Annotated in this window: 17 protein-coding genes and 1 pseudogene; 4 read left to right on the forward strand and 14 right to left on the reverse strand. The window is 72.0% G+C overall.

Features of this window, described 5'->3' with window-relative positions; all coding sequences use genetic code 11:
* Positions 1 to 245, reverse strand: a pseudogene (locus ABT116_RS00865) (5-(carboxyamino)imidazole ribonucleotide synthase); the annotation flags it as partial.
* Positions 246 to 428: 183 nt separating this feature from the next.
* Here ABT116_RS00865 and ABT116_RS00870 point away from each other — a divergent pair.
* On the forward strand, positions 429 to 929 hold the full coding sequence (locus ABT116_RS00870; protein ID WP_351625912.1) for a GtrA family protein: 501 nt from the start codon (positions 429 to 431) through the stop codon (positions 927 to 929).
* 46 nt (positions 930 to 975) lie between these two features.
* Here ABT116_RS00870 and ABT116_RS00875 read toward each other — a convergent pair whose 3' ends face one another.
* Together ABT116_RS00875 and ABT116_RS00880 are read right to left on the reverse strand one after the other, a co-directional pair.
* Positions 976 to 2253: a sensor histidine kinase gene (locus tag ABT116_RS00875; protein ID WP_351625914.1), complete on the reverse strand. Its 1278-nt coding sequence runs from the start codon at positions 2251 to 2253 to the stop codon at positions 976 to 978.
* A gap of 28 nt (positions 2254 to 2281) precedes the next feature.
* Positions 2282 to 2959, reverse strand: a complete 678-nt coding sequence (locus ABT116_RS00880) for a response regulator transcription factor (protein ID WP_053675697.1) — start codon at positions 2957 to 2959, stop codon at positions 2282 to 2284.
* 516 nt (positions 2960 to 3475) lie between these two features.
* Here ABT116_RS00880 and ABT116_RS00885 point away from each other — a divergent pair.
* Positions 3476 to 5014 carry a peptide MFS transporter gene (locus ABT116_RS00885; RefSeq protein WP_351625917.1) on the forward strand — a complete coding sequence of 513 codons (1539 nt, stop codon included), beginning with the start codon at positions 3476 to 3478 and terminating at the stop codon, positions 5012 to 5014.
* 58 nt (positions 5015 to 5072) lie between these two features.
* On the opposite strand, the gene ABT116_RS00890 is transcribed toward ABT116_RS00885, so the two are convergent.
* The 4 genes from ABT116_RS00890 to ABT116_RS00905 all read right to left on the reverse strand — a co-directional run bounded on the left by ABT116_RS00890 (position 5073) and on the right by ABT116_RS00905 (position 8376).
* Positions 5073 to 6062 (reverse strand): hypothetical protein, encoded by a 990-nt coding sequence (locus ABT116_RS00890; RefSeq protein ID WP_351625920.1) that lies wholly within the window; start codon positions 6060 to 6062, stop codon positions 5073 to 5075.
* A gap of 146 nt (positions 6063 to 6208) precedes the next feature.
* Complete coding sequence (locus ABT116_RS00895) at positions 6209 to 6910, reverse strand: LPXTG cell wall anchor domain-containing protein (RefSeq protein ID WP_351625923.1); 702 nt, start codon at positions 6908 to 6910, stop codon at positions 6209 to 6211.
* A 290-nt stretch (positions 6911 to 7200) separates the two neighbouring features.
* Positions 7201 to 7755 carry an ATP-binding protein gene (locus tag ABT116_RS00900; RefSeq protein ID WP_351625926.1) on the reverse strand — a complete coding sequence of 185 codons (555 nt, stop codon included), beginning with the start codon at positions 7753 to 7755 and terminating at the stop codon, positions 7201 to 7203.
* A 243-nt stretch (positions 7756 to 7998) separates the two neighbouring features.
* Positions 7999 to 8376 carry an STAS domain-containing protein gene (locus ABT116_RS00905; RefSeq protein ID WP_031102780.1) on the reverse strand — a complete coding sequence of 126 codons (378 nt, stop codon included), beginning with the start codon at positions 8374 to 8376 and terminating at the stop codon, positions 7999 to 8001.
* Between the two features lie 251 nt (positions 8377 to 8627).
* Here ABT116_RS00905 and ABT116_RS00910 point away from each other — a divergent pair, with 251 nt between their 5' ends.
* Positions 8628 to 9542 carry an RNA polymerase sigma factor SigF gene (locus tag ABT116_RS00910; RefSeq protein ID WP_502983801.1) on the forward strand — a complete coding sequence of 305 codons (915 nt, stop codon included), beginning with the start codon at positions 8628 to 8630 and terminating at the stop codon, positions 9540 to 9542.
* A gap of 73 nt (positions 9543 to 9615) precedes the next feature.
* On the opposite strand, the gene ABT116_RS00915 is transcribed toward ABT116_RS00910, so the two are convergent.
* The 5 genes from ABT116_RS00915 to hutU all read right to left on the reverse strand — a co-directional run bounded on the left by ABT116_RS00915 (position 9616) and on the right by hutU (position 15536).
* Positions 9616 to 9942 (reverse strand): hypothetical protein, encoded by a 327-nt coding sequence (locus tag ABT116_RS00915; RefSeq protein ID WP_351625931.1) that lies wholly within the window; start codon positions 9940 to 9942, stop codon positions 9616 to 9618.
* A gap of 62 nt (positions 9943 to 10004) precedes the next feature.
* Complete coding sequence (hutI, locus tag ABT116_RS00920; RefSeq protein ID WP_351625934.1) at positions 10005 to 11300, reverse strand: imidazolonepropionase; 1296 nt, start codon at positions 11298 to 11300, stop codon at positions 10005 to 10007.
* On the reverse strand, positions 11297 to 12649 hold the full coding sequence (locus ABT116_RS00925; RefSeq protein ID WP_351625937.1) for a formimidoylglutamate deiminase: 1353 nt from the start codon (positions 12647 to 12649) through the stop codon (positions 11297 to 11299). The genes hutI and ABT116_RS00925 overlap by 4 nt, the downstream gene beginning before the upstream one ends.
* Complete coding sequence (locus ABT116_RS00930) at positions 12640 to 13842, reverse strand: allantoate amidohydrolase (RefSeq protein ID WP_351626092.1); 1203 nt, start codon at positions 13840 to 13842, stop codon at positions 12640 to 12642. The genes ABT116_RS00925 and ABT116_RS00930 overlap by 10 nt, the downstream gene beginning before the upstream one ends.
* Before the next feature lie 29 nt (positions 13843 to 13871).
* Positions 13872 to 15536, reverse strand: a complete 1665-nt coding sequence (hutU, locus tag ABT116_RS00935) for a urocanate hydratase (RefSeq protein ID WP_351625939.1) — start codon at positions 15534 to 15536, stop codon at positions 13872 to 13874.
* Between the two features lie 128 nt (positions 15537 to 15664).
* Here hutU and ABT116_RS00940 point away from each other — a divergent pair, with 128 nt between their 5' ends.
* On the forward strand, positions 15665 to 17038 hold the full coding sequence (locus tag ABT116_RS00940) for a type III PLP-dependent enzyme domain-containing protein (protein ID WP_351625942.1): 1374 nt from the start codon (positions 15665 to 15667) through the stop codon (positions 17036 to 17038).
* Between the two features lie 169 nt (positions 17039 to 17207).
* On the opposite strand, the gene ABT116_RS00945 is transcribed toward ABT116_RS00940, so the two are convergent.
* Positions 17208 to 17792, reverse strand: a complete 585-nt coding sequence (locus tag ABT116_RS00945; protein WP_351625945.1) for a hypothetical protein — start codon at positions 17790 to 17792, stop codon at positions 17208 to 17210.
* Positions 17793 to 17882: 90 nt separating this feature from the next.
* Positions 17883 to 18725 (reverse strand): MurR/RpiR family transcriptional regulator, encoded by an 843-nt coding sequence (locus ABT116_RS00950; protein WP_351625947.1) that lies wholly within the window; start codon positions 18723 to 18725, stop codon positions 17883 to 17885.
* Positions 18726 to 18888: the final 163 nt, after the last annotated feature.

Raw genomic sequence — 18888 nt, forward strand, 5'->3', positions numbered from 1 at the left:
GGGATGCCGTCCGCCTCCAGGGCCCTGAGGTGCTCGGTGGGTACGTGTTCGTGATCGAAGGTGATCACATCGCACCCCCGGGCGAACTCGCGCAGCGTGTCGAGGTCGCGATAGTCGCCGACGACGACATCGCTCACGACCTGCGCAGCGGAGTCCTGCGGGGTGTCACTGAGGAGCTTGAACCTGATGCCCAGCGGGATGCCCGCCTCGTGTGTCATACGAGCGAGCTGGCCACCGCCGACCATGCCGACTACCGGGAACGTCACGCCCCCAGGGTATCGGCCGCGCCGGAGTGGCCGGTTTCCCGTCCCTCACCGGCCCCGACCGGACCGTCTCCGGCCGCCCACCGGCATCCGCAGGAAGATCGCGCGGAAGGGTGGTTAGCATGGCTGGGTTGACGCCGACGACCGGACGGGGGCCTTACGACCATGGGACATGGTGCCTCCCGGCTCCGACGCATCGTTCGCGAAGTCGCCAAGTTCGGCGCGGTGGGCGGTGCGGGGGTGCTGGTCAACCTCCTCGTCTTCAACCTCGTACGCCACACCACCGACCTCCAGGTGGTGCGCGCGAGCGTCATCGCCACCGTCGTCGCGATCGTCTTCAACTACGTCGGCTTCCGCTACTTCACGTACCGCGACCGCGACAAGACCCGCCGTACCCGTGAGATGACCCTGTTCCTGCTGTTCAGCGCGATCGGCCTGGTCATCGAGAACGGCGTCCTGTACGCGGCCACGTACGGCTTCGGCTGGAACACCCCGCTCCAGAACAACGTCTTCAAGTTCCTGGGCATCGGCATCGCGACCCTGTTCCGCTTCTGGTCCTACCGCTCCTGGGTCTTCCGCGCGCTGCCCGCGCGGGAGCCGGCGCCGGACCCGGCCGGGCGAACCGAGCCCGCCGGCCGGTCCAAGACGAAGCAGCAGGTGCCGTAGCCCTCCCGGGCCCGACGACGCGACCCCGGCGAACGACGACGCGGCCCTAGCGGACCATCGGCTCCTCATCGCCGTCCGCGGGCTTCCGCAGGGGCGTGCGGGACAGGAACAGGCCGAAGACCGGGGGTTTGGTCTGGAGCATCTCCAGGCGGCCGCCGTCGGCCTCCGCCAGGTCGCGGGCGACTGCCAGGCCGATGCCCGTGGAGTTGCGGCCGCTGATCGCCCGTTCGAAGATGCGGGCGCCGAGGTCGGCCGGGATGCCGGGTCCCTCGTCCGTGACCTCGATGACCGCCTGGTTGCCGGTGACGCGGGTGCGCAGGGCCACCGTGCCGCCGCCGTGCATGAGGGAGTTCTCGATCAACGCCGCCAGGACCTGCGCGACCGCGCCGGGCGTGCCCACCGCGCGCAGATGCCGTTTGCCGGAGCTGACGATCGCCCGCCCCGCGCTGCGGTACGCCGGCCGCCACTCCGCGAGCTGCTGCTGGATGACCTCGTCGAGGTCGAAGGAGACGGCGGAGCCGGTGCGCGGATCGCGGGAGTTCGTCAGCAGCCGCTCCACGACGTCCGTGAGCCGCTCGACCTGCGTCAACGCGATCGTCGCCTCCTCCTTCACCGTGTCCGGGTCGTCGGTGAGGGTGATCTCCTCCAGCCGCATCGACAGCGCCGTGAGCGGCGTGCGCAGCTGGTGGGAGGCGTCCGCGGCCAGCCGGCGTTCGGCGGTCAGCATGCGGGCGATGCGCTCGGCGGAGCCGTCCAGCACGTCCGCCACCCGGTCCAGCTCGGGCACCCCGTACCGCTTGTGCCGGGGCCTCGGATCGCCCGAGCCGAGCCGCTCGGCCGTCTCGGCGAGGTCGGTCAGCGGCGACGCCAGCCGGTTCGCCTGGCGGACGGCCAGCAGCACCGCGGCCACCACCGCCAGCAGCGCGACCAGCGCGATGATCAGCAGCGTCCGCCCGACCTCACGGGTCACCGAGGAGCGCGGCTCCTGGACCGTGACCGTCTCGCCCTCCTCGCCCGGCGCGGTCGCGGTGATGACGTCACCTTCCGGCTTGTCGCCGACCTCGATGGGCGACTCGCCGGGGATGCGGATCACCGCGTAGTAGCGGTCCTGGGTGACCTGCTCGCGCAGCACCTCCGCGTCGACCTGCTGCGCCACGAAGAGCCGGCTGTCGACGATGCTGGCCAGCCGGACCGCCTCGGACTCCACCCGCTCCTGGGCGCTGTTGCTGATCGTCCGGGTCTCGACGATGACGAGGGAGACGCCGAAGACGGCGATCACGACGAGCACCACGGCGAGCGTGGACTGGATCAGTCGGCGACGCATGTCCTGTTACCCGAGCCCGCCTCGCGGCTCAGCTCTTCTCGAAACGGAAACCCACACCGCGCACGGTGGCGATGTAGCGGGGGTTGGCCGCGTCGTCGCCGAGCTTCTTGCGCAGCCAGGAGATGTGCATGTCGAGGGTCTTGGTCGACGACCACCAGGTCGTGTCCCAGACCTCCCGCATCAGCTGGTCGCGGGTGACGACCCGGCCCGCGTCGCGCACCAGCACCCGCAGCAGGTCGAACTCCTTGGCGGTGAGCTGGAGCTCCTCCTCGCCCATCCACGCGCGGTGCGACTCGACGTCGATGCGCACGCCGTGCGTGGCGGGCGGCTGCTGCGGCTCGGAGACGCCGCGCCGGAGCAGGGCCCGCACCCGGGCGAGCAGCTCGGCGAGCCGGAACGGCTTGGTGACGTAGTCGTCGGCGCCCGCGTCGAGCCCGACGACGGTGTCCACCTCGTCGGCGCGCGCGGTCAGGATGAGGATCGGGATGGCGTGGCCTTCGCCACGCAGGCGGCGGGCCACCTCCAGGCCGTCCATGCCGGGCAGACCGAGGTCGAGCACGACCAGATCGACGCCACCCTGCAATCCGGCGTCGAGAGCGGTGGGTCCGTCCTCACGGACCTCGACCTCGTAGCCCTCCCGGCGCAGAGCACGGGCCAGCGGCTCCGAGATGGACGCATCGTCCTCGGCGAGCAGTACACGGGTCATGAGGTGATGGTAGACCTGCGACGCCCTGAGCTGGGGTGTGACCGGAACCCTTGATTCTTACCGTTGTCATGCACGGTTCTTACGTGCGTGAGGTACGCGTAAGAACCTCCGGCTGTGGGGTGGGATCCTGGTAAGGACCTTGGAAACAGGCGTGCGGTTCCCCCGACACCTGTGATCCGTGTCTCAAGTCCTTCCATATGGGGCGGTGTCCTGCCGTATGGTGAATCAACGCCTGTAGCACCATGGCGACCTTCGGAGGCCGTTTGCCCTGAGGGTCTCTTTTGTGTGCGGGCCGGTTCCCGCCGGCCCCCGACGTGAAACGACCTGTGGCCGGGCCTCGTAGTGCGGCGACGCGCGTAGAGGTGTGGATCCCGGTGGCGACCGCCCACCGCTCCGTGACCCGGAGCGGTCCCCCGAAGGCTTCGGGGCGGACGGCCGTACCCACCGGTGCCGGCATACCCCCACCGGGCGCACCACCGCAGCTGCGGGGCGCGTCCCGAGCAGCAAGGAACGACCATGGCGTCCAGCCTGACGAAGGACTCGGCCCGACCGGGCACCCCCGGTTCCGAGAAGACCTTCTTCGGCCACCCCCGCGGACTGGCCACTTTGTTCATGACCGAGATGTGGGAGCGGTTCAGCTTCTACGGCATGCGGGCCCTGCTCGTCGTGTACCTGCTCTCCGGCGGTCCGGACGCCAAGAAGGGCAGCATGGGCGGCGGTCTGGGCATGGACCTCGCCACGACGACGGCGATCTACTCGGTGTACCTGTCGATGGTGTACCTGCTCGCCATGCCCGGCGGCTGGCTCGGCGACCGCGTCTGGGGACCGCGCAAGACGGTGGCGATCGCGGCCGTCACGATCATGGCGGGCCATCTGGTGCTGGCCCTGCCCGGCGGACAGGCGCCCTTCTTCGCGGGTCTGGCGCTGGTGGCCCTGGGCTCCGGCCTGCTGAAGGCCAACATCTCCACGATGGTCGGCCACCTCTACGAAGGGCCTGACGACCCGCGCCGTGACGGCGGCTTCACGATCTTCTACATGGGCATCAACATGGGTGCCTTCTTCGCGCCGCTGATCATCGGCACCGTCGGCCAGCAGGTGAGCTGGCACCTCGGCTTCGGCCTGGCCGCGCTCGGCATGGGCATCGGCCTCATCGCCTTCCTCCTCGGCACCCGCAACCTCAGCCCGCAGAGCAACGTGGTGCCCAAGCCGCTGGCCGCCGAGGAGCGCGCGTCCTGGCTGCGCAAGGGCCTGCTGTGGCTGATCGTCGCGACCGTCTTCTACGGCGTCGTCGGTTTCACCGGCCACTTCACCCTGAACTGGGCGATGATCCCGCTGACGGTCATCGGTCTGGTCATCCCGGCCGGCGTGCTGATCCGGATCAAGCGGGACAAGGAGCTCAGCACGGTCGAGCAGTCGAAGATGACCGGCTACATCTGGTTCTTCATCGCGGCCGCCGCGTTCTGGATGATCTACGACCAGGGCGGATCCACGGTCCAGGCGTTCGGTGAGACGAAGGCTTCCGGCTCGCTGCTCGGCTTCGACTTCCCGTCCTCCTGGTACCAGTCGCTGAACCCGGTGTTCATCATGGCGCTGGCCCCGGTCTTCGCCTGGATCTGGCTGTGGCTGAACCGCAAGGGCAAGGAGCCGAGCACCGTCGCCAAGTTCGCCGCGGCGCTGTTCTTCATCGGTGTCTCGTTCTTCTTCTTCCTGCTGCCGCTGGGCATGGCCGGCGGCGACACGCTGGTCAGCCCGATGTGGCTGGTGGGCATCTACCTGATCCAGACCGTCGGTGAGCTGTGCCTCTCGCCGGTCGGCCTGTCCGTGACGACGAAGATGGCCCCGGCCAAGTACGCCAGCCAGATGATGGGTGTCTGGTTCCTCGCGGTCACGGCGGGCGACTCGGTGACGGGTCTGCTGTCCAACCCGGCCGTCGGCGGTGTGGACCTGAGCGGCACCGGTGCGGTCGCCGTGGAGGCGGTGCTCGCCGTGCTCGCCGGTTTCGCCGTGTACATGTACCGCAGGAAGATCAAGTCGCTGATGGGCGACGTCCACTGATCACCGCTGCCCGACTGCGGGAGAAGGGCCGTCACACCTGGGGTGTGGCGGCCCTTCCTCATGTCCCGGTGGATCTCGGTGGGTCGCCGTCCGGGGCGAACCAGGGCGTGGCAGAGGCCCGGCGGTGGGTGGGCAGCGGCAGGCGGCGGGCCGGGCGGGCCGCGTGACCCGGGCGGCGGGGCCGTACGTGGTCGATCACGGCCAGTGCGCCGCGCACCAGCGCCGCCGGTACGACCAGGAGGACGAGGCCCCAGAAGAGGGTCACGCCCCAGGGACGGTCCACGCCCCAGGGGTGTTCGGCGAGCACCTTGCCGCCGTACTTCAGCGACACCGTGTAGTCGCCGTGCGCCCCGGCGCCGAGTTCCACGGGCAGCTCGATGCGGGCCTTGCCGCCGGGCCGGATCGTGCCGCGCCACCGCTGGTCCTGCCACTGGGGGGCGAACACGCCGTGCGAGGTGCCGACCTGGAAGACCGGGTTCCGCACGGGGGACGTGCCGACGTTGCCGACGGTGACCACGAGGGTCCGCGAGGGCGGGGAGCCGAACCAGGTGAGCAGGCCCCCGGAGCCCCGCAGCCGGGTGTCCGCGAGCAGGGACAGCCGTCCGCCGGCCGCTTCCGCGGGCAGCGGCTCGACCGCGTGCCCGGCGACCTGGAGGGCCGCGTCCGCCTCGGCCGCAGCTCCCGTCACGGTGGCCACATGCACCACGCAGGGGCACGGCACGGGCGGCTCCACGACGGGCAGTTCGCGCCGGAAGCGCCCGTCGGCGCCGGTGGTGACGGCCCGGCCGTCGGCGTTGGCACAGGAGTTGGTGCCGCCGGTCACGCCCCGCCGCGGCTCGGCCTGCCCGCACACGAGCAGCGTCAGCAGGGCCCGCGGCCGCCAGCCGCTGCCGCTGACCGTGACCGAACCGCCCGTGCCCGCCTGGGCCTTGGACAGCTCGACATCGGGCCGGTCCACCGCCCCGGCGGACCCGGCACCCGCCAGGAACAGCAGCAGCGCCAGCAGCACCGGCAGTGAGACGTACGGAAGACGGACGGCGGACGGCATCGGCGGCTCCAGCGGTCGTACGGTGCCGGCGCGGGGCCGGACCGAGCGGCGTGCGGTCCTGCGCTCAGCGGTGCACCGGCCGGGAGGGGCGCACGGTCGGCGGTCCGCCCGCCCCCTGGAGCGGTGCGCCTGCCAGGGGGCTCCCGTCAACGGCCCGCCCGTGCCCCCCGGTGGCGTCGTGTCAGCCACAGGGCACCTGCCGCACCGGCGAGCAGGACCGTGCCGCCGAGGGTGCCGAGGGCGACTGCCGAGTCCTCGGGCCCGGTCTGCGGCAGTCCGGCACCGGTGTCGGGGCCGGAGCCGCCTCCCTGGGCGGAGCCGGTCGTGCCGCCGCCCCCCGCGGCCTCGACGTCGAGGGTGAGGGACGGGCCCGGGTCGTTCGTCGGGGTGCACGTGGTCGTCGTGCCGAGCGCCTTGATGGTGAGCACACCGGCCGTGAAGGTGACTTCGCCGCTCTTCTTCGGCGTGTACGTGCCGCTCAGGTCGCTGATCTTGATGGGCGTGTTGGCCGGGATCGCGGCGTCGTTGGCGGGGCCGGTCACCGACAGGGTGCCGCTGTCCACACCGCCCAGGGCGATGGTGGCGCTCGGCGTCATCGCGCCCTTGCCCAGTTCGACCGGGCTGGAGGAGACGCCCTTCTGCCAGGACATGGTGATCCGGTATCCGTTGCCGCTCTTGGCGCCCTTGATGTCGATGGGAGAGACGGCACTCTTGTCGCCGATCGGCGTCTTGCACTGGTAGTCGACGTCGACGACCTCGGCCCGGGCGACGGGGGCGGCCATCCACACCGCCGAGCCGGCCAGGGCCGCGGCGGACGCGAGCGCGGCGGTTCGTTTCCGGTACGACACGGTGCCGCTCCCCTTCCTGTTCCTGACGGCGTATCAGATAGGGCCGTCAAGGTACGCCCGGGGCCTTGAGGAAGGAAGACACAGCGCACGCCGGATCTGTGAGGGATCCGGCGTGCGCCGCGGTGACGTACGGGGGGGGATGCGCGGCGGCGGCCCGGCGGCAACGACAGTCAGCCGTTCGGACGCGGACCGTGAGAGCACCGTGGGAGAAGGGCACCAGACCGGATGCAGGCAGGCAGGCGCGCCCGTGATCGCGTGGGCGCGCCCCGACCCGACAGAAGCCCCCAGGATCAGGCAGGCGCGCCCAGTTCCGCCCACACCGTCTTGCCGGAGACTCCCTGCGTACGGACCACACCCCAGTCCAGGCACAGGCGCTGGACGATGAACATGCCATGACCACCCGGGCGTCCCGCGCGGTGCGGGGTACGGGGTGCGGGCTGGCCGGTGCCCCGGTCGGCGACCTCGACGCGGATCACCTTGTTGTCGCAGGAGATCCGCAGCTGGTCCGGCCCCTCGGCGTGCAGGCAGGCATTGGTCACCAGCTCGGAGACGACCAGCAGCACGTCCTCCGCGGCGGCCCGCCGGTCGGCGGAGGCGGCGGGCAGCCAGCCCCACGCGTACAGCGCCTGGCGGGTGAAGTCGCGGGCCAGCGGAACGACGCCGCTCTCGTCCTCGAAGCTCAGCCGACGCACCTGCGGACCCCCCGGCGGCGCCGCGGCCCCGGACGGCGCTCCCGCACCCTCGCCGGACGCACCGGTCGCCGCCACGCCACCCTCGGACGCCCCGGAAGCGCCGCTGGGCTCCGGCCCGCGGTCGCCCGGCGGGTAAGGCCGGGTGGTGCTCATCAGCGCTTCACCTCACCGATTCACCAGTTCACGATTCAAAAAATTCACTACACAGCCAGTCGCGCGGTGCGCGGCACGTCGGTTTCGCGGCGCCCCCACCACTCTGGTACCCGACAGGTTCAGGATGTCTCCTGCCCTGGGGGACCGGCTGAACACCCATGTATTTCGCACGAAAGACGTGACAGGGCTGGGATGCCGGTCACAGCGGGATCGCCGAGGCACCGCGCGCCGACGCACCGCCGGTCAGCCCGACTCGTCGGCCAGGGCCGCCTCGAGCGAGTCATGGACACTGAAGACCGCGTCCGCACCCGTGATCTCGAACACGCGTGCCACCACCGGCTGCATGCCGGCGAGCGAGACGCCGCCACCGGCGGCCTCCGCCTTCAGCCGCGCCCCGAGGAGCACATTGAGCCCCGTGGAGTCGCAGAACTCCAGGCGCGCGCAATCGATGACCAGGCGCTTGAATCCCTTGGCGAGGCAGTCCTCGAGTGGCTCACGCAACAAATCGGCGGTGTGGTGATCCAACTCACCCGCCGGGGTCACGACGGCACTAGAGCCCTCTTCCCGCACCTCCACCAGAAGCCGGCCAGACTGTGCGCTGCCGACCGTCCCGCGGTCCATGCCGTCTCTCTCTCCTGACGTCGAGGCTGGTTGCTGACGCCCTCGAACACTACGCCTTCCCAGCACGGTCCGACACCCGAACAAGTGCACACAAACGGACATATGCCCACAGAACGCACTTGCGGTGGGCTCAGGAAAGCGGGTAGGCCTAGTAAGGACACGTACCCGACACGGCCGGCTTTGGAGGCGCCGCACACCGCAGTGCACCTAACGGCTCCGGCAGCCATATGCCGAGAACGATGGAGGACATCATGTCACCCCGGCTCGACGGATCGCGTACCCACAAAGCGACGTCGACACCCCCTCCGGACCATCTGGATCCCATCGAGCAGGCAGAGATGCTCGTCACACAGGACGGTCTCCTCGCCGGACTGCCGGACATCCCCCCGTACGAGGAAGTCGACGCGGTCGACGCCCGGGCGCTGTCCAAGACCCTCTTCGAGCGTCTGGAGACGCTGGAGGAAGGGACCTACGAGTACTCGTACGTCCGCAACACGCTCGTCGAACTGAACCTCGCGCTGGTCAAGTTCGCCGCCTCCCGGTTCCGCTCCCGCAGCGAGCCGATGGAGGACATCATCCAGGTCGGCACCATCGGCCTGATCAAGGCGATCGACCGCTTCGAGCTGTCCCGCGGTGTGGAGTTCCCCACGTTCGCGATGCCGACCATCGTCGGCGAGATCAAGCGCTTCTTCCGCGACACCTCATGGTCTGTGCGCGTTCCGCGGCGGCTGCAGGAGCTGCGGCTCGACCTGGCCAAGGCCGGTGACGAGCTGGCCCAGAAGCTGGACCGCGCCCCGACGGTGAAGGAGCTGGCCGAGCGCCTCGGCATCTCCAACGACGAGGTCGTCGAGGGCATGGCCGCGTCGAACGCCTACACCGCCTCCTCGCTGGACGCCCAGCCGGAGGAGGACGACTCCGAGGGCGCGCTCGCGGACCGCATCGGCTATGAGGACCACGGACTCGAAGGCATCGAGTACGTCGAGTCGTTGAAGCCGCTGATCGCCGAACTCCCGCCGCGCGACCGGAAGATCCTGTCCCTGCGGTTCGTCGCGGGCATGACCCAGTCGGAGATCGGCGAAGAGCTCGGCATCTCGCAGATGCACGTCTCGCGTCTGCTGTCGCGGACGCTGGTGAAGCTGCGCAAGGGGCTGACCGTCGAGGAGTGATCCTCACCGGGTGACGCTGTCTTCAGGGGGCGGACCGTACGGTCCGCCCCCAGCGCATGTCCCGTCGCCCTTCTCACATCGCGGAGACGGCGACGAGGGCGAGCGTCGGCGCCAGCGTGGCGAGGACGCCGAGCGCCCAGTAGCGGCCGGGCGGCAGGGCCGTCCTGCGCCGCAGCGGACGGTTGGCCAGCCACCAGAGCAGCCCGAACACGGCGACGACCGGCCCGGCGACGAGGAACCACGGCAGCACGCCGTCGTTCTCCGTGGGCTCCCGCGCCGTCAGGCCGAGTGCGGCCAGCGGCCAGTTCGCCGCCAGGTACCACAGCAGCCAGACCGGCACCACGGCCGGAATCCCCAGCATCAGGTTCACCAGCAACGGTGCCGACCAGTGCTTCGCCATCCGTCCCCGCCCTCCGGTGAGCCGGCCGTCCGCCGGCGCGACATCCCATGGTCGCGGGGTGATCACACCACGCGTTCTCCGCGCCGCCACACCCCGCTGACCAGCGGAACGCCGGGGCGGTAGGCCAGGTGGACGTGGCTCGGGGCGTCGAGGAGCGTCAGATCCGCGTACGCGCCCGGGGCGAGGCGGCCGACGTCGTCGCGCCGGAGGGCCGCCGCGCCGCCCGCGGTCGCCGACCACACGGCCTCGTCCGGAGTCATCCCCATGTCCCGTACGGCCAGCGTGACGCAGAACGGGACGGACGAGGTGAAGGACGAGCCGGGGTTGCAGTCCGTGGACAGCGCCACGGTGACACCGGCATCCAGCAGCCGCCGCGCGTCCGGCCATTCGGCCCGCGTGGAGAACTCGGCGCCGGGCAGCAGGGTGGCGACCGTACGGCTGCCCGCCAGTGCGTCCACATCCGCGTCGGTGAGGTGGGTGCAGTGGTCGGCGCTGGCCGCGTCGAGCTCGACCGCGAGCTGCACGCCGGGGCCGTACGACAGCTGGTTGGCGTGGATGCGGGGGTGCAGGCCCCTGGCCTTGCCGGCGGTGAGGATCGCGCGGGCCTGGTCGCCGTCGAAGGCGCCCTTCTCGCAGAAGACGTCGATCCAGCGGGCGTGCGGGGCGCAGGCGTCCAGCATCTCGCCGGTGACCAGCGCGACGTAGCCGGCCGGGTCCTCCGCGAAGTCCGGCGGGACGATGTGGGCGCCCAGGTAGGTGACCTCGTCGGTGTGGGCGGCGGCGATGCGCAGGGCGCGGGCCTCGTCCTCGACGGTCAGGCCGTAGCCGGACTTGGTCTCGAAGGTGGTGGTGCCCTGGCGGAGGGCCTCGCGGAGGTAACGGGTGACGTTGGCCTCGAGTTCCTCGTCGCTCGCCGCGCGCGTTGCCGCGACGGTGGTGCGGATGCCGCCCGCGCTGTACGGCCGCCCGGACATGCGGGCGTTGAACTCCTGCGTCCGGTCGCCCGCGAAGACGAGGTGGGAGTGGGAGTCCACGAAGCCGGGGACGACCGCCCGGCCGCCGGCGTCGACCCGATTGTCAGTGGCGGGTGCTTTGCTTTGATCACCGGTCCACACGACGCGGTCGCCTTCGATGACGACGGCCGCGTCCTGGACCAGTCCGAGGGGGGAACCGTCACCGAGGGAGGGGTCGTTGGTGACCAGGGCTGCGATGTTGGTGATGAGCGTGCTTGCGGTGCTCGCGGAGTGGGCGGGGCTGACGGTCGTGGCGTTGCTCATGGCGTCCTTGGTGGCCTGGTCGGCGGTGGGGTCGGGTTCGGGGGCGGAGGCGGGCCGCGCGGGCGGGCGGCCCGGGGTCATCCGCGCAGGGCTTCGACGGCGTCCGCGAGGGCCCGCGGCACATCCGGTACGAGGGAGTGGACCCCGTCCCGTACGACGTGCCGACCTGCCACGACCGTATGCGACACGTCCGCTGCCGACGCGGCGAATACGGCCGTCTCGGCCCCGAGCCGCGGAAGCGGCCCTGCCGTCCTGACCGAGTCGAGCGCGACGGTGGTGAAGTCGGCGAGCGCGCCGGGCTCCAGAGCGCCCGCGTCGTCCCAGCCGAGGGCCGCGTGGCCGTCGGCCGAGGCCGCCCGCAGCAGGGCCGCCGCCGTCCAGTGACCCCGGGTGCGGGTGCGCAGCCGCTCGTTCAGTTCCAGGGCCCGCGCCTCTTCGAGCAGGTCGATCACGGCGTGGCTGTCGGAGCCGAGGGAGAGCCGTGAGCCTTCGTTCTGGAGCGCGACGGCCGGTCCGATGCCGTCCGCGAGGTCCCGCTCGGTGGTCGGGCACATGCAGGTGCCGGTGCCGCTGCCGCCGATGAGGGAGATGTCCTCGGCGGTGAGGTGGGTGTTGTGGACGCCGGTGGTGCGCGGCCCGAGGACGCCGTGCAGGGCGAGGAGCTGGGCCGGGGTGCAGCCGTGGATCTCCAGACACGCCTCGTTCTCGGCGGTCTGCTCGGACAGGTGCACATGGAGCGGGGCCCGCCGCTCCTGGGCCCACCGCGCGACGGTCTCCAACTGGTCGGCGGGCACGGCCCGTACGGAGTGGATCGCCGCGCCGATCCGTGCGTGATCCCGTTCCTTGAGAAGTGAAGAGCGTGCGGCCCAGGCCTCGGCGTCCCCGTCGGAGAAGCGGAGCTGGTGGGTGGTGGGCGGCTGCCCGAAGCCGGAGGAGAGGTAGGCGGTGTCGAGAAGGGTGATGCGGATCCCGGCTTCGGCGGCGGCCGCGATGAGGGCCTCGCCCATGGAGTTGGGGTCGGCGTAGGGGGTGCCGCCGGGGGCGTGGTGGACGTAGTGGAACTCGCCGACGGCCGTGATGCCGGCCAGGGCCATCTCGGCGTACACCGCGCGGGCGAGGGCGTGGTAGCTGTCCGGGGTGAGCCGGGCGGCCGTGGCGTACATGACCTCGCGCCAGGTCCAGAAGGTGCCGGAGCCGACCTGGACGGTGCCGCGCAGGGCGCGGTGGAAGGCGTGGCTGTGGGCGTTGGCCAGGCCGGGCAGGGTGAGCCCGCGCAGGACCTCGGCGCCGGGGGGCGGGGCGGGGGTGCCGGAGCGGACGGCGGCGATGCGGCCGTCCCTGACGTCGACGGCCACGCCGGGCTCGACATTGGTGCCGAGCCAGGCGTGCTCCAGCCAGTATGTCCGCGGGGCTGCTGTCGTCACCTGCACGCCAGTCCTTCCAGTACGTCGGCGAGCGCGAGTACCCCGGCCACGCAGTCGTCCTCGCTCGCGGACTCGGCCGGGGAATGGGAGACGCCGGTGGGGTTGCGCACGAACAGCATGGCGGTCGGGATGCTCCCGGACAGGATCCCGGCGTCGTGTCCCGCGCCGGTGCCGAGGACGGGCACCGTGAGGTCGGTGTCCGTGCCGAGGATGCGGGCGAGTTCGTCGCGCAGGGCGTGGTCGAACTCGACGACGGGGGTGAAGGACTCACGGACGATGTCGAGGTCGATGCCGTGCGCGTCCGCGTAGCTCCGGGCCGCCTTCTCGATGCCGCCGACCACGGTGTCGAGGCTCACCTGGTCCTCGGCGCGGGAGTCGAGCCAGCCCCGCACCAGGGAGGGGATGGCGTTGACTCCGTTGGGCTCGACGGCGATCTTGCCGAAGGTGGCGACGGCTCCGGCGAGTTCGGCCTCGCGCCGGGCGGCGAGGACGGTCTCGGCGTAGGACAGCATGGGGTCGTGCCGGTCGGCGAGCCGGGTGGTGCCGGCGTGGTTGGCCTCGCCGCGGAAGTCGAACCGCCACCGGCCGTGCGGCCAGATGGCGCTGGCGATGCCGACCCGGTCGCCGGACAGGTCCAGGGCCCGGCCCTGCTCGACGTGCAGTTCGACGAAAGCGCCGATGCGGGCGAGCCGTTCGGGGTCCGGTCCGATGGCGTCCGGGTCGTATCCGGCCGCCTCCATGGCCCGGGGCAGCGTCACGCCGTCGCCGTCGGTGAGGCGGTGCGCCTGCTCGCGGGTGAGCTGCCCGGCGGTGAGCCGGGACCCGACGCAGGCGAGTCCGAACCGGGCGCCCTCCTCGTCGCCGAAGTTCACGATGGCGAGGGGCCGGTCGAAGCGTGCGTCCCTGCCGCGCAGCTCATCCAGCGCGGCGAAGGCGGACACGACTCCGAGGGGGCCGTCGAAGGCGCCGCCGTCCGGCACGGAGTCGAGGTGCGACCCGGTGACGACGGCGTTCCCCTCGGCGGGGTCCCCGAGCCAGGCCCACTGGTTGCCGTTCCGGTCGACCTCGTAGCGCAGCCCGCGGGCAGTGGCCTGGTCCTCGAACCAGGCCCGGCAGTCGCCGTCGGTCCCGGTCCAGGCGAACCGCCGGTAGCCGCCGGATCCGGGGTGCCGACCGATGGGGAGCAGCTCGCGCCACATCTGGTGGAAGGAGGCGCCGGTGTCCTGGGTCACGCCGGGTCACCTTCGCGCATCGGGACGCGGACGCCCCGCTCCCCCGCCACCGACTCCGCGATGTCGTATCCGGCGTCGACGTGCCGGATGACGCCCATGCCGGGGTCGTTGGTGAGCACCCGGCGGATCTTCTCGCCCGCGAGTGCCGTGCCGTCGGCCACCGTCACCTGCCCCGCGTGGATCGACCGGCCCATGCCGACGCCGCCCCCGTGGTGGATCGACACCCAGGACGCCCCGGAGGCGACGTTCACCATGGCGTTCAGCAGCGGCCAGTCGGCGATCGCGTCGGATCCGTCGAGCATGGCCTCGGTCTCGCGGTAGGGGGAGGCGACGGAACCGCAGTCGAGGTGGTCGCGGCCGATGACGACCGGCGCGGCGAGCTCCCCGCTCGCGACCATGTCGTTGAAGCGCTCGCCGGCCTTGTCCCGCTCGCCGTAGCCGAGCCAGCAGATCCGGGCGGGCAGGCCCTGGAAGTGGACGCGTTCGCCGGCCATCTTGATCCAGCGGGCGAGGGACTCGTTCTCGGGGAAGAGGTCGAGGATCGCCTTGTCGGTCTTGGCGATGTCGGAGGCCTCGCCGGACAGGGCGGCCCAGCGGAAGGGGCCCTTGCCCTCGCAGAACAGGGGACGGATGTAGGCGGGGACGAAGCCGGGGAAGGCGAAGGCCCGGTCGTACCCGGCGAGCTGGGCCTCGCCGCGGATGGAGTTGCCGTAGTCGAAGACCTCGGCGCCGGCGTCCAGGAAGCCGACCATGGCCTCCACGTGCCGGGCCATGGACTCGCGGGCCCGGGTGGTGAAGCCGGCCGGGTCCTTGGCGGCGGCGTCGGCCATGTCCTCGAAGGCGGTGCCCAGCGGCAGGTAGGCCAGCGGGTCATGGGCCGAGGTCTGGTCGGTCACGATGTCGATGGGCGCACCCATGGCGAGGAGCTGCGGGACCAGCTCGGCGGCGTTGCCGAGGACGCCGATGGAGAGGGGGCGGCGGGCGTCGCGCGCCTCGGTCGCCAGCTTCAGGGCGTGGTCGAGGCTGTCGGCCTTCACGTCGAGGTAGCGGTGCTCGATGCGCCGCTCGATGGCACGCGGGTCGCAGTCGATGCAGATCGCCACACCGTCGTTCATCGTGACGGCGAGGGGCTGGGCGCCGCCCATGCCGCCGAGGCCGGCGGTGAGGGTGATGGTTCCGGCCAGCGTCCCGCCGAACTTCTTCGCGGCGACGGCGGCGAAGGTCTCGTAGGTGCCCTGGAGGATGCCCTGGGTGCCGATGTAGATCCAGGAACCGGCGGTCATCTGGCCGTACATGGTCAGGCCGAGGTGTTCGAGGCGGCGGAACTCCTCCCAGTTGGCCCAGTCGCCGACCAGGTTGGAGTTGGCGATGAGGACGCGCGGGGCCCACTCGTGGGTCTGCATCACGCCGACGGGGCGGCCGGACTGGACCAGCATGGTCTCGTCCTGCTTCAGGCCCTTCAGCGTGCGCACCATGGCGTCGAAGGAGCGCCAGTCGCGCGCGGCCTTGCCGGTGCCGCCGTAGACGACGAGCTTGTCGGGGTGCTCGGCGACCTCGGGGTCGAGGTTGTTCTGCAGCATCCGCAGGGCGGCTTCCTGCTGCCATCCCAGGGCGCTCGGTTCCGTGCCGCGCGGCGCTCGGACGGGGCGGGGTCCTGACATGGTCTGCCTCCTGGTGGGTGCTCCCGGCGGAATGTTGCCGCTTCTATTCACATCCTGACCTCATGAATAGAGCTAGTCAATACGTCGGGCCGTCGGCGTGGCGGCGCCGGGGATGTTTGGCTGGACGCATGGGCGCACGCATCGAGGCGGAAGAGCCGGACGGCACCCGGGCCGGGCGGGCGGCCCGGCGGGACGAGGCGGTGCGGGCCGCCGTGGAACAAGGGCTGCTCGGGGCCGGCAGCCCCGTCGTCGGGCTGCTGGACGTCGTCGGCATCCGGGAGTCGGCGCGGGAGCTGCGGGCGGCCTTCGAGGCGGTGCGGGCGCCGGGCACGCCCGTGTTGCACGCCTTCGCGGTGAAGGCGACCCCGCTGGTGCCGGTGCTGCGGCTGCTGCGCGAGGAGGGCGTCGGCGCGGAGGTCGCGAGCCCTGGTGAGCTGGCCCTGGCGCGGGCGGCGGGCGTGCCGTCGCGGATGACGGTGCTCGACTCGCCCGCGAAGACGCCGGCCGAGCTGCGCGAGGCGCTGGACCTGGGGATCGCCGTCAACGCGGACAACCCGCAGGAGCTGGACCGCATTGACGCCCTGATGCGGTCGCAGGCGAGCCGCTCTCCCCTTGGAATCCGGGTGAATCCGCAGGTGGGCGGTGGTTCCATCGAGGCGCTGTCCACGGCGACGGCCACCTCGAAGTTCGGGGTGGCGCTGCGGGACGAAGGGGCCCGGGAGTGGGTCGTCCAGGCGTATCTGGACCGGCCGTGGCTGACCCGGCTGCACACCCACACCGGGTCCCAGGGCGTCCCCCTGGCCCTGATGGCACGGGGCGTGGCGGAGACGTACGCGCTGGCGGAGGAGATCAACCGGCGGGCCGGGCGGCGGCAGGTCGACACGCTCGACATCGGCGGCGGCCTGCCGGTGAACTTCGCGTCGGAGGAGACGGCCCCGACGTACGCGCAGTACGCGCGGCTGCTGGCCGAGGAGGTACCGGGGCTGTTCGACGGGCGGTACGGGCTGGTCACCGAGTTCGGGCGGTCACTGCTGGCGAAGCACGGGACGGTGGTGGCACGGGTCGAGTACGCGAAGGCCTCCGGCGGGCGGGCGGTGGCGGTGACGCATGCCGGGGTGCAGGTGGCCGCGCGGACGGTGTACGCGCCGGGGAGCTGGCCGTTGCGGATCTCCGCGTACGACGCGAAGGGCCGGCCGAAGGAGGGGCCGGTGGTGGTGCAGGACGTCGCTGGGCCGGCCTGTTTCGCGGGGGACCTGCTGGCCGAGGCGCGGTCCATGCCGTTGCTGGAGCAGGGGGACTACGCGGCGGCGCTGGACACCGGGGCGTACTACTTCGCGCACCACTACGGGTACAACTCACTGGTACGGCCAGGGGTTTACGGGTTCCTGCCGGGCGGGCGGTTCGCGGTGGTGCGGCGGGCCCAGACCGTGGAGGAGGTCGTGGCCGAGTCGGGTGGGTCGGAGGCCGATACCTTGACGCGAGCGCCGTGGGAGGTTCCGTAGGATCCCGGCCTCGGGTGCGTGGTGGCCGGTCGCGCAGTTCCCCGCGCCCCTTGGGTGGGCCGACCACCGCCGATCACACCAGCGCAGGGAGGTCGGCCTGAGGTGCCGGTCGCGCCGACGCGGCGGAGCCGCACATCGACGCGGCCCCGCACCCCCGGAAGACGGGGCGTCACACCAACGCCGGTGACTTCCTCCGGGCTCCTCCCGGGGCCGCGTCGCCCGCCGCGATGCCCGTGCTGCGGTAGGCCTTCACCCGCTTGCCGGCCGGATGGGCCGCTCCCCCGCGCAGCCAGTCCACCCGGACCCACAGCAACACCTCGTCGTCCCGCTCCCGGCGGCCCAGCCAGGCCGACTTCAGCCACAGGCCCGCGCCGCAGCCGGCCAGCAGCATGCCCCCGGCCGCGGGGGCGGCGAAGGCGCTGCCCAGGGCCGCGAGGAAGGCGAGGAGGAGCCACCAGCGGTGACCCCGGCGCCAGTTGCGTACCGTGACGCCACGGTCCTGGAGCACGTCGTGCTTTCCGGCCCGGGACGCCGAGGCGGCCAGGGCCGCGTAGCGCTTGCGGCGGCCGTGGGCCACGGCGGCCGTCGCCAGGACGAAGAGGGCCGCTCCGGCGAGGACGCCGATGCGGCGTCCGGTCAGGCCCGGTGCGAGCAGGCCGATGCCCGCCGCGAGAACGCCCAGCCACCACAGCGGGGCCGCCCCCGCCCGCACCACGACGGCCACCCGGGCCAGCCCCTGTCCTCCGCGTGTCACGTCCAGCCTCCGTCCGGTCTCCGAAGCCTTGGTCGGACGTACGGTAGCGACGCAACGTGAGACGAGTCTGAGAAGACGCCGGGCACGGCGTCAGTCGACGAACAGGCCCCGCGCCGCCGCCTTCGTGTCGAACTCCTCCAGGCGCGCCTGGGCCTGCGGCAGGTCGTCGCACATGGCCTCCAGCAGGACCCGGCCGAGCAGCATCGGCGCGCAGGCCGTGTCGAAGGCGAGGCCGGTGCCGACGGCGGCGGGGAGCAGCAGGTCGGACACCTTGGCGACGGGTGCGAAGGCGGAGTCGGCGACCGTGACGACGGTCAGCCCCGCCTCCTTGGCGTAGGCGAGGGTGTCGACGACCTCGCGGGGGTGCCGGGGCAGCGCGAAACAGAGCAGTGCGCTCGCGCCGGCCCGGACGGCGGCGTCGATGCGGTCCTGGAGCATCGTGCCGCCCTCGCCGAGCAGCCGTACGTCGGGATGGACCTTGGCGGCGAAGTAGGCGAAGCCGTGTGCCTGGGCGGCGGCCGCCCGCAGGCCCAGGACGAGGAGGGGGCGGGAGGCCGCGAGGAGGCGTCCCGCGCGCTGCACGGGCGCGGGGTCGGCCAGCGCCTCGGCCAGGTGCCGCAGGTTCGCGATCTCGGCCTCGACGGCCTGCTGGTACTCGTTGTGGGCCCCGGCCTCCTCGGCGGGTTCGGCGGGGGCGACCTCGCGCAGATGGCGGCGCAGGGCGGGGTACCCGTCGAAGCCCAGGGCGACGGCGAAGCGGGTCACGGACGGCTGGCTGACCCCGGCCAGCTCGGCGAGCTCCACGCTCGACAGGAACGGCACGTCGGCGGCGCGCCGCACCATGCTGTGCGCGATGCGCCGCTGGGTCGGCGTCAGCCGGTGGCCCTCGAAGAGCGCCTGCAGCCGCGCGGCAGGGCTGTCGGTCACGCTCATGACGTGCTCCCCCTCGCCTATTCAGTAGCTGAGGATTCTGCATGAGCATATGCAGAGCGGCAAGCCGGGCCGGAAGACGGCGGCGGTACGGCCGGTATCCCCCGTCGAACAGGGGGGCTTACCCCAGTGCGGCCGATGGCGGCGCTCCCTACGGTGGACCGCA

It is taken from the genome of Streptomyces sp. NPDC002130 (genome assembly GCF_040296465.1).
In the GTDB taxonomy this organism is placed as follows: Bacteria; Actinomycetota; Actinomycetes; order Streptomycetales; family Streptomycetaceae; genus Streptomyces.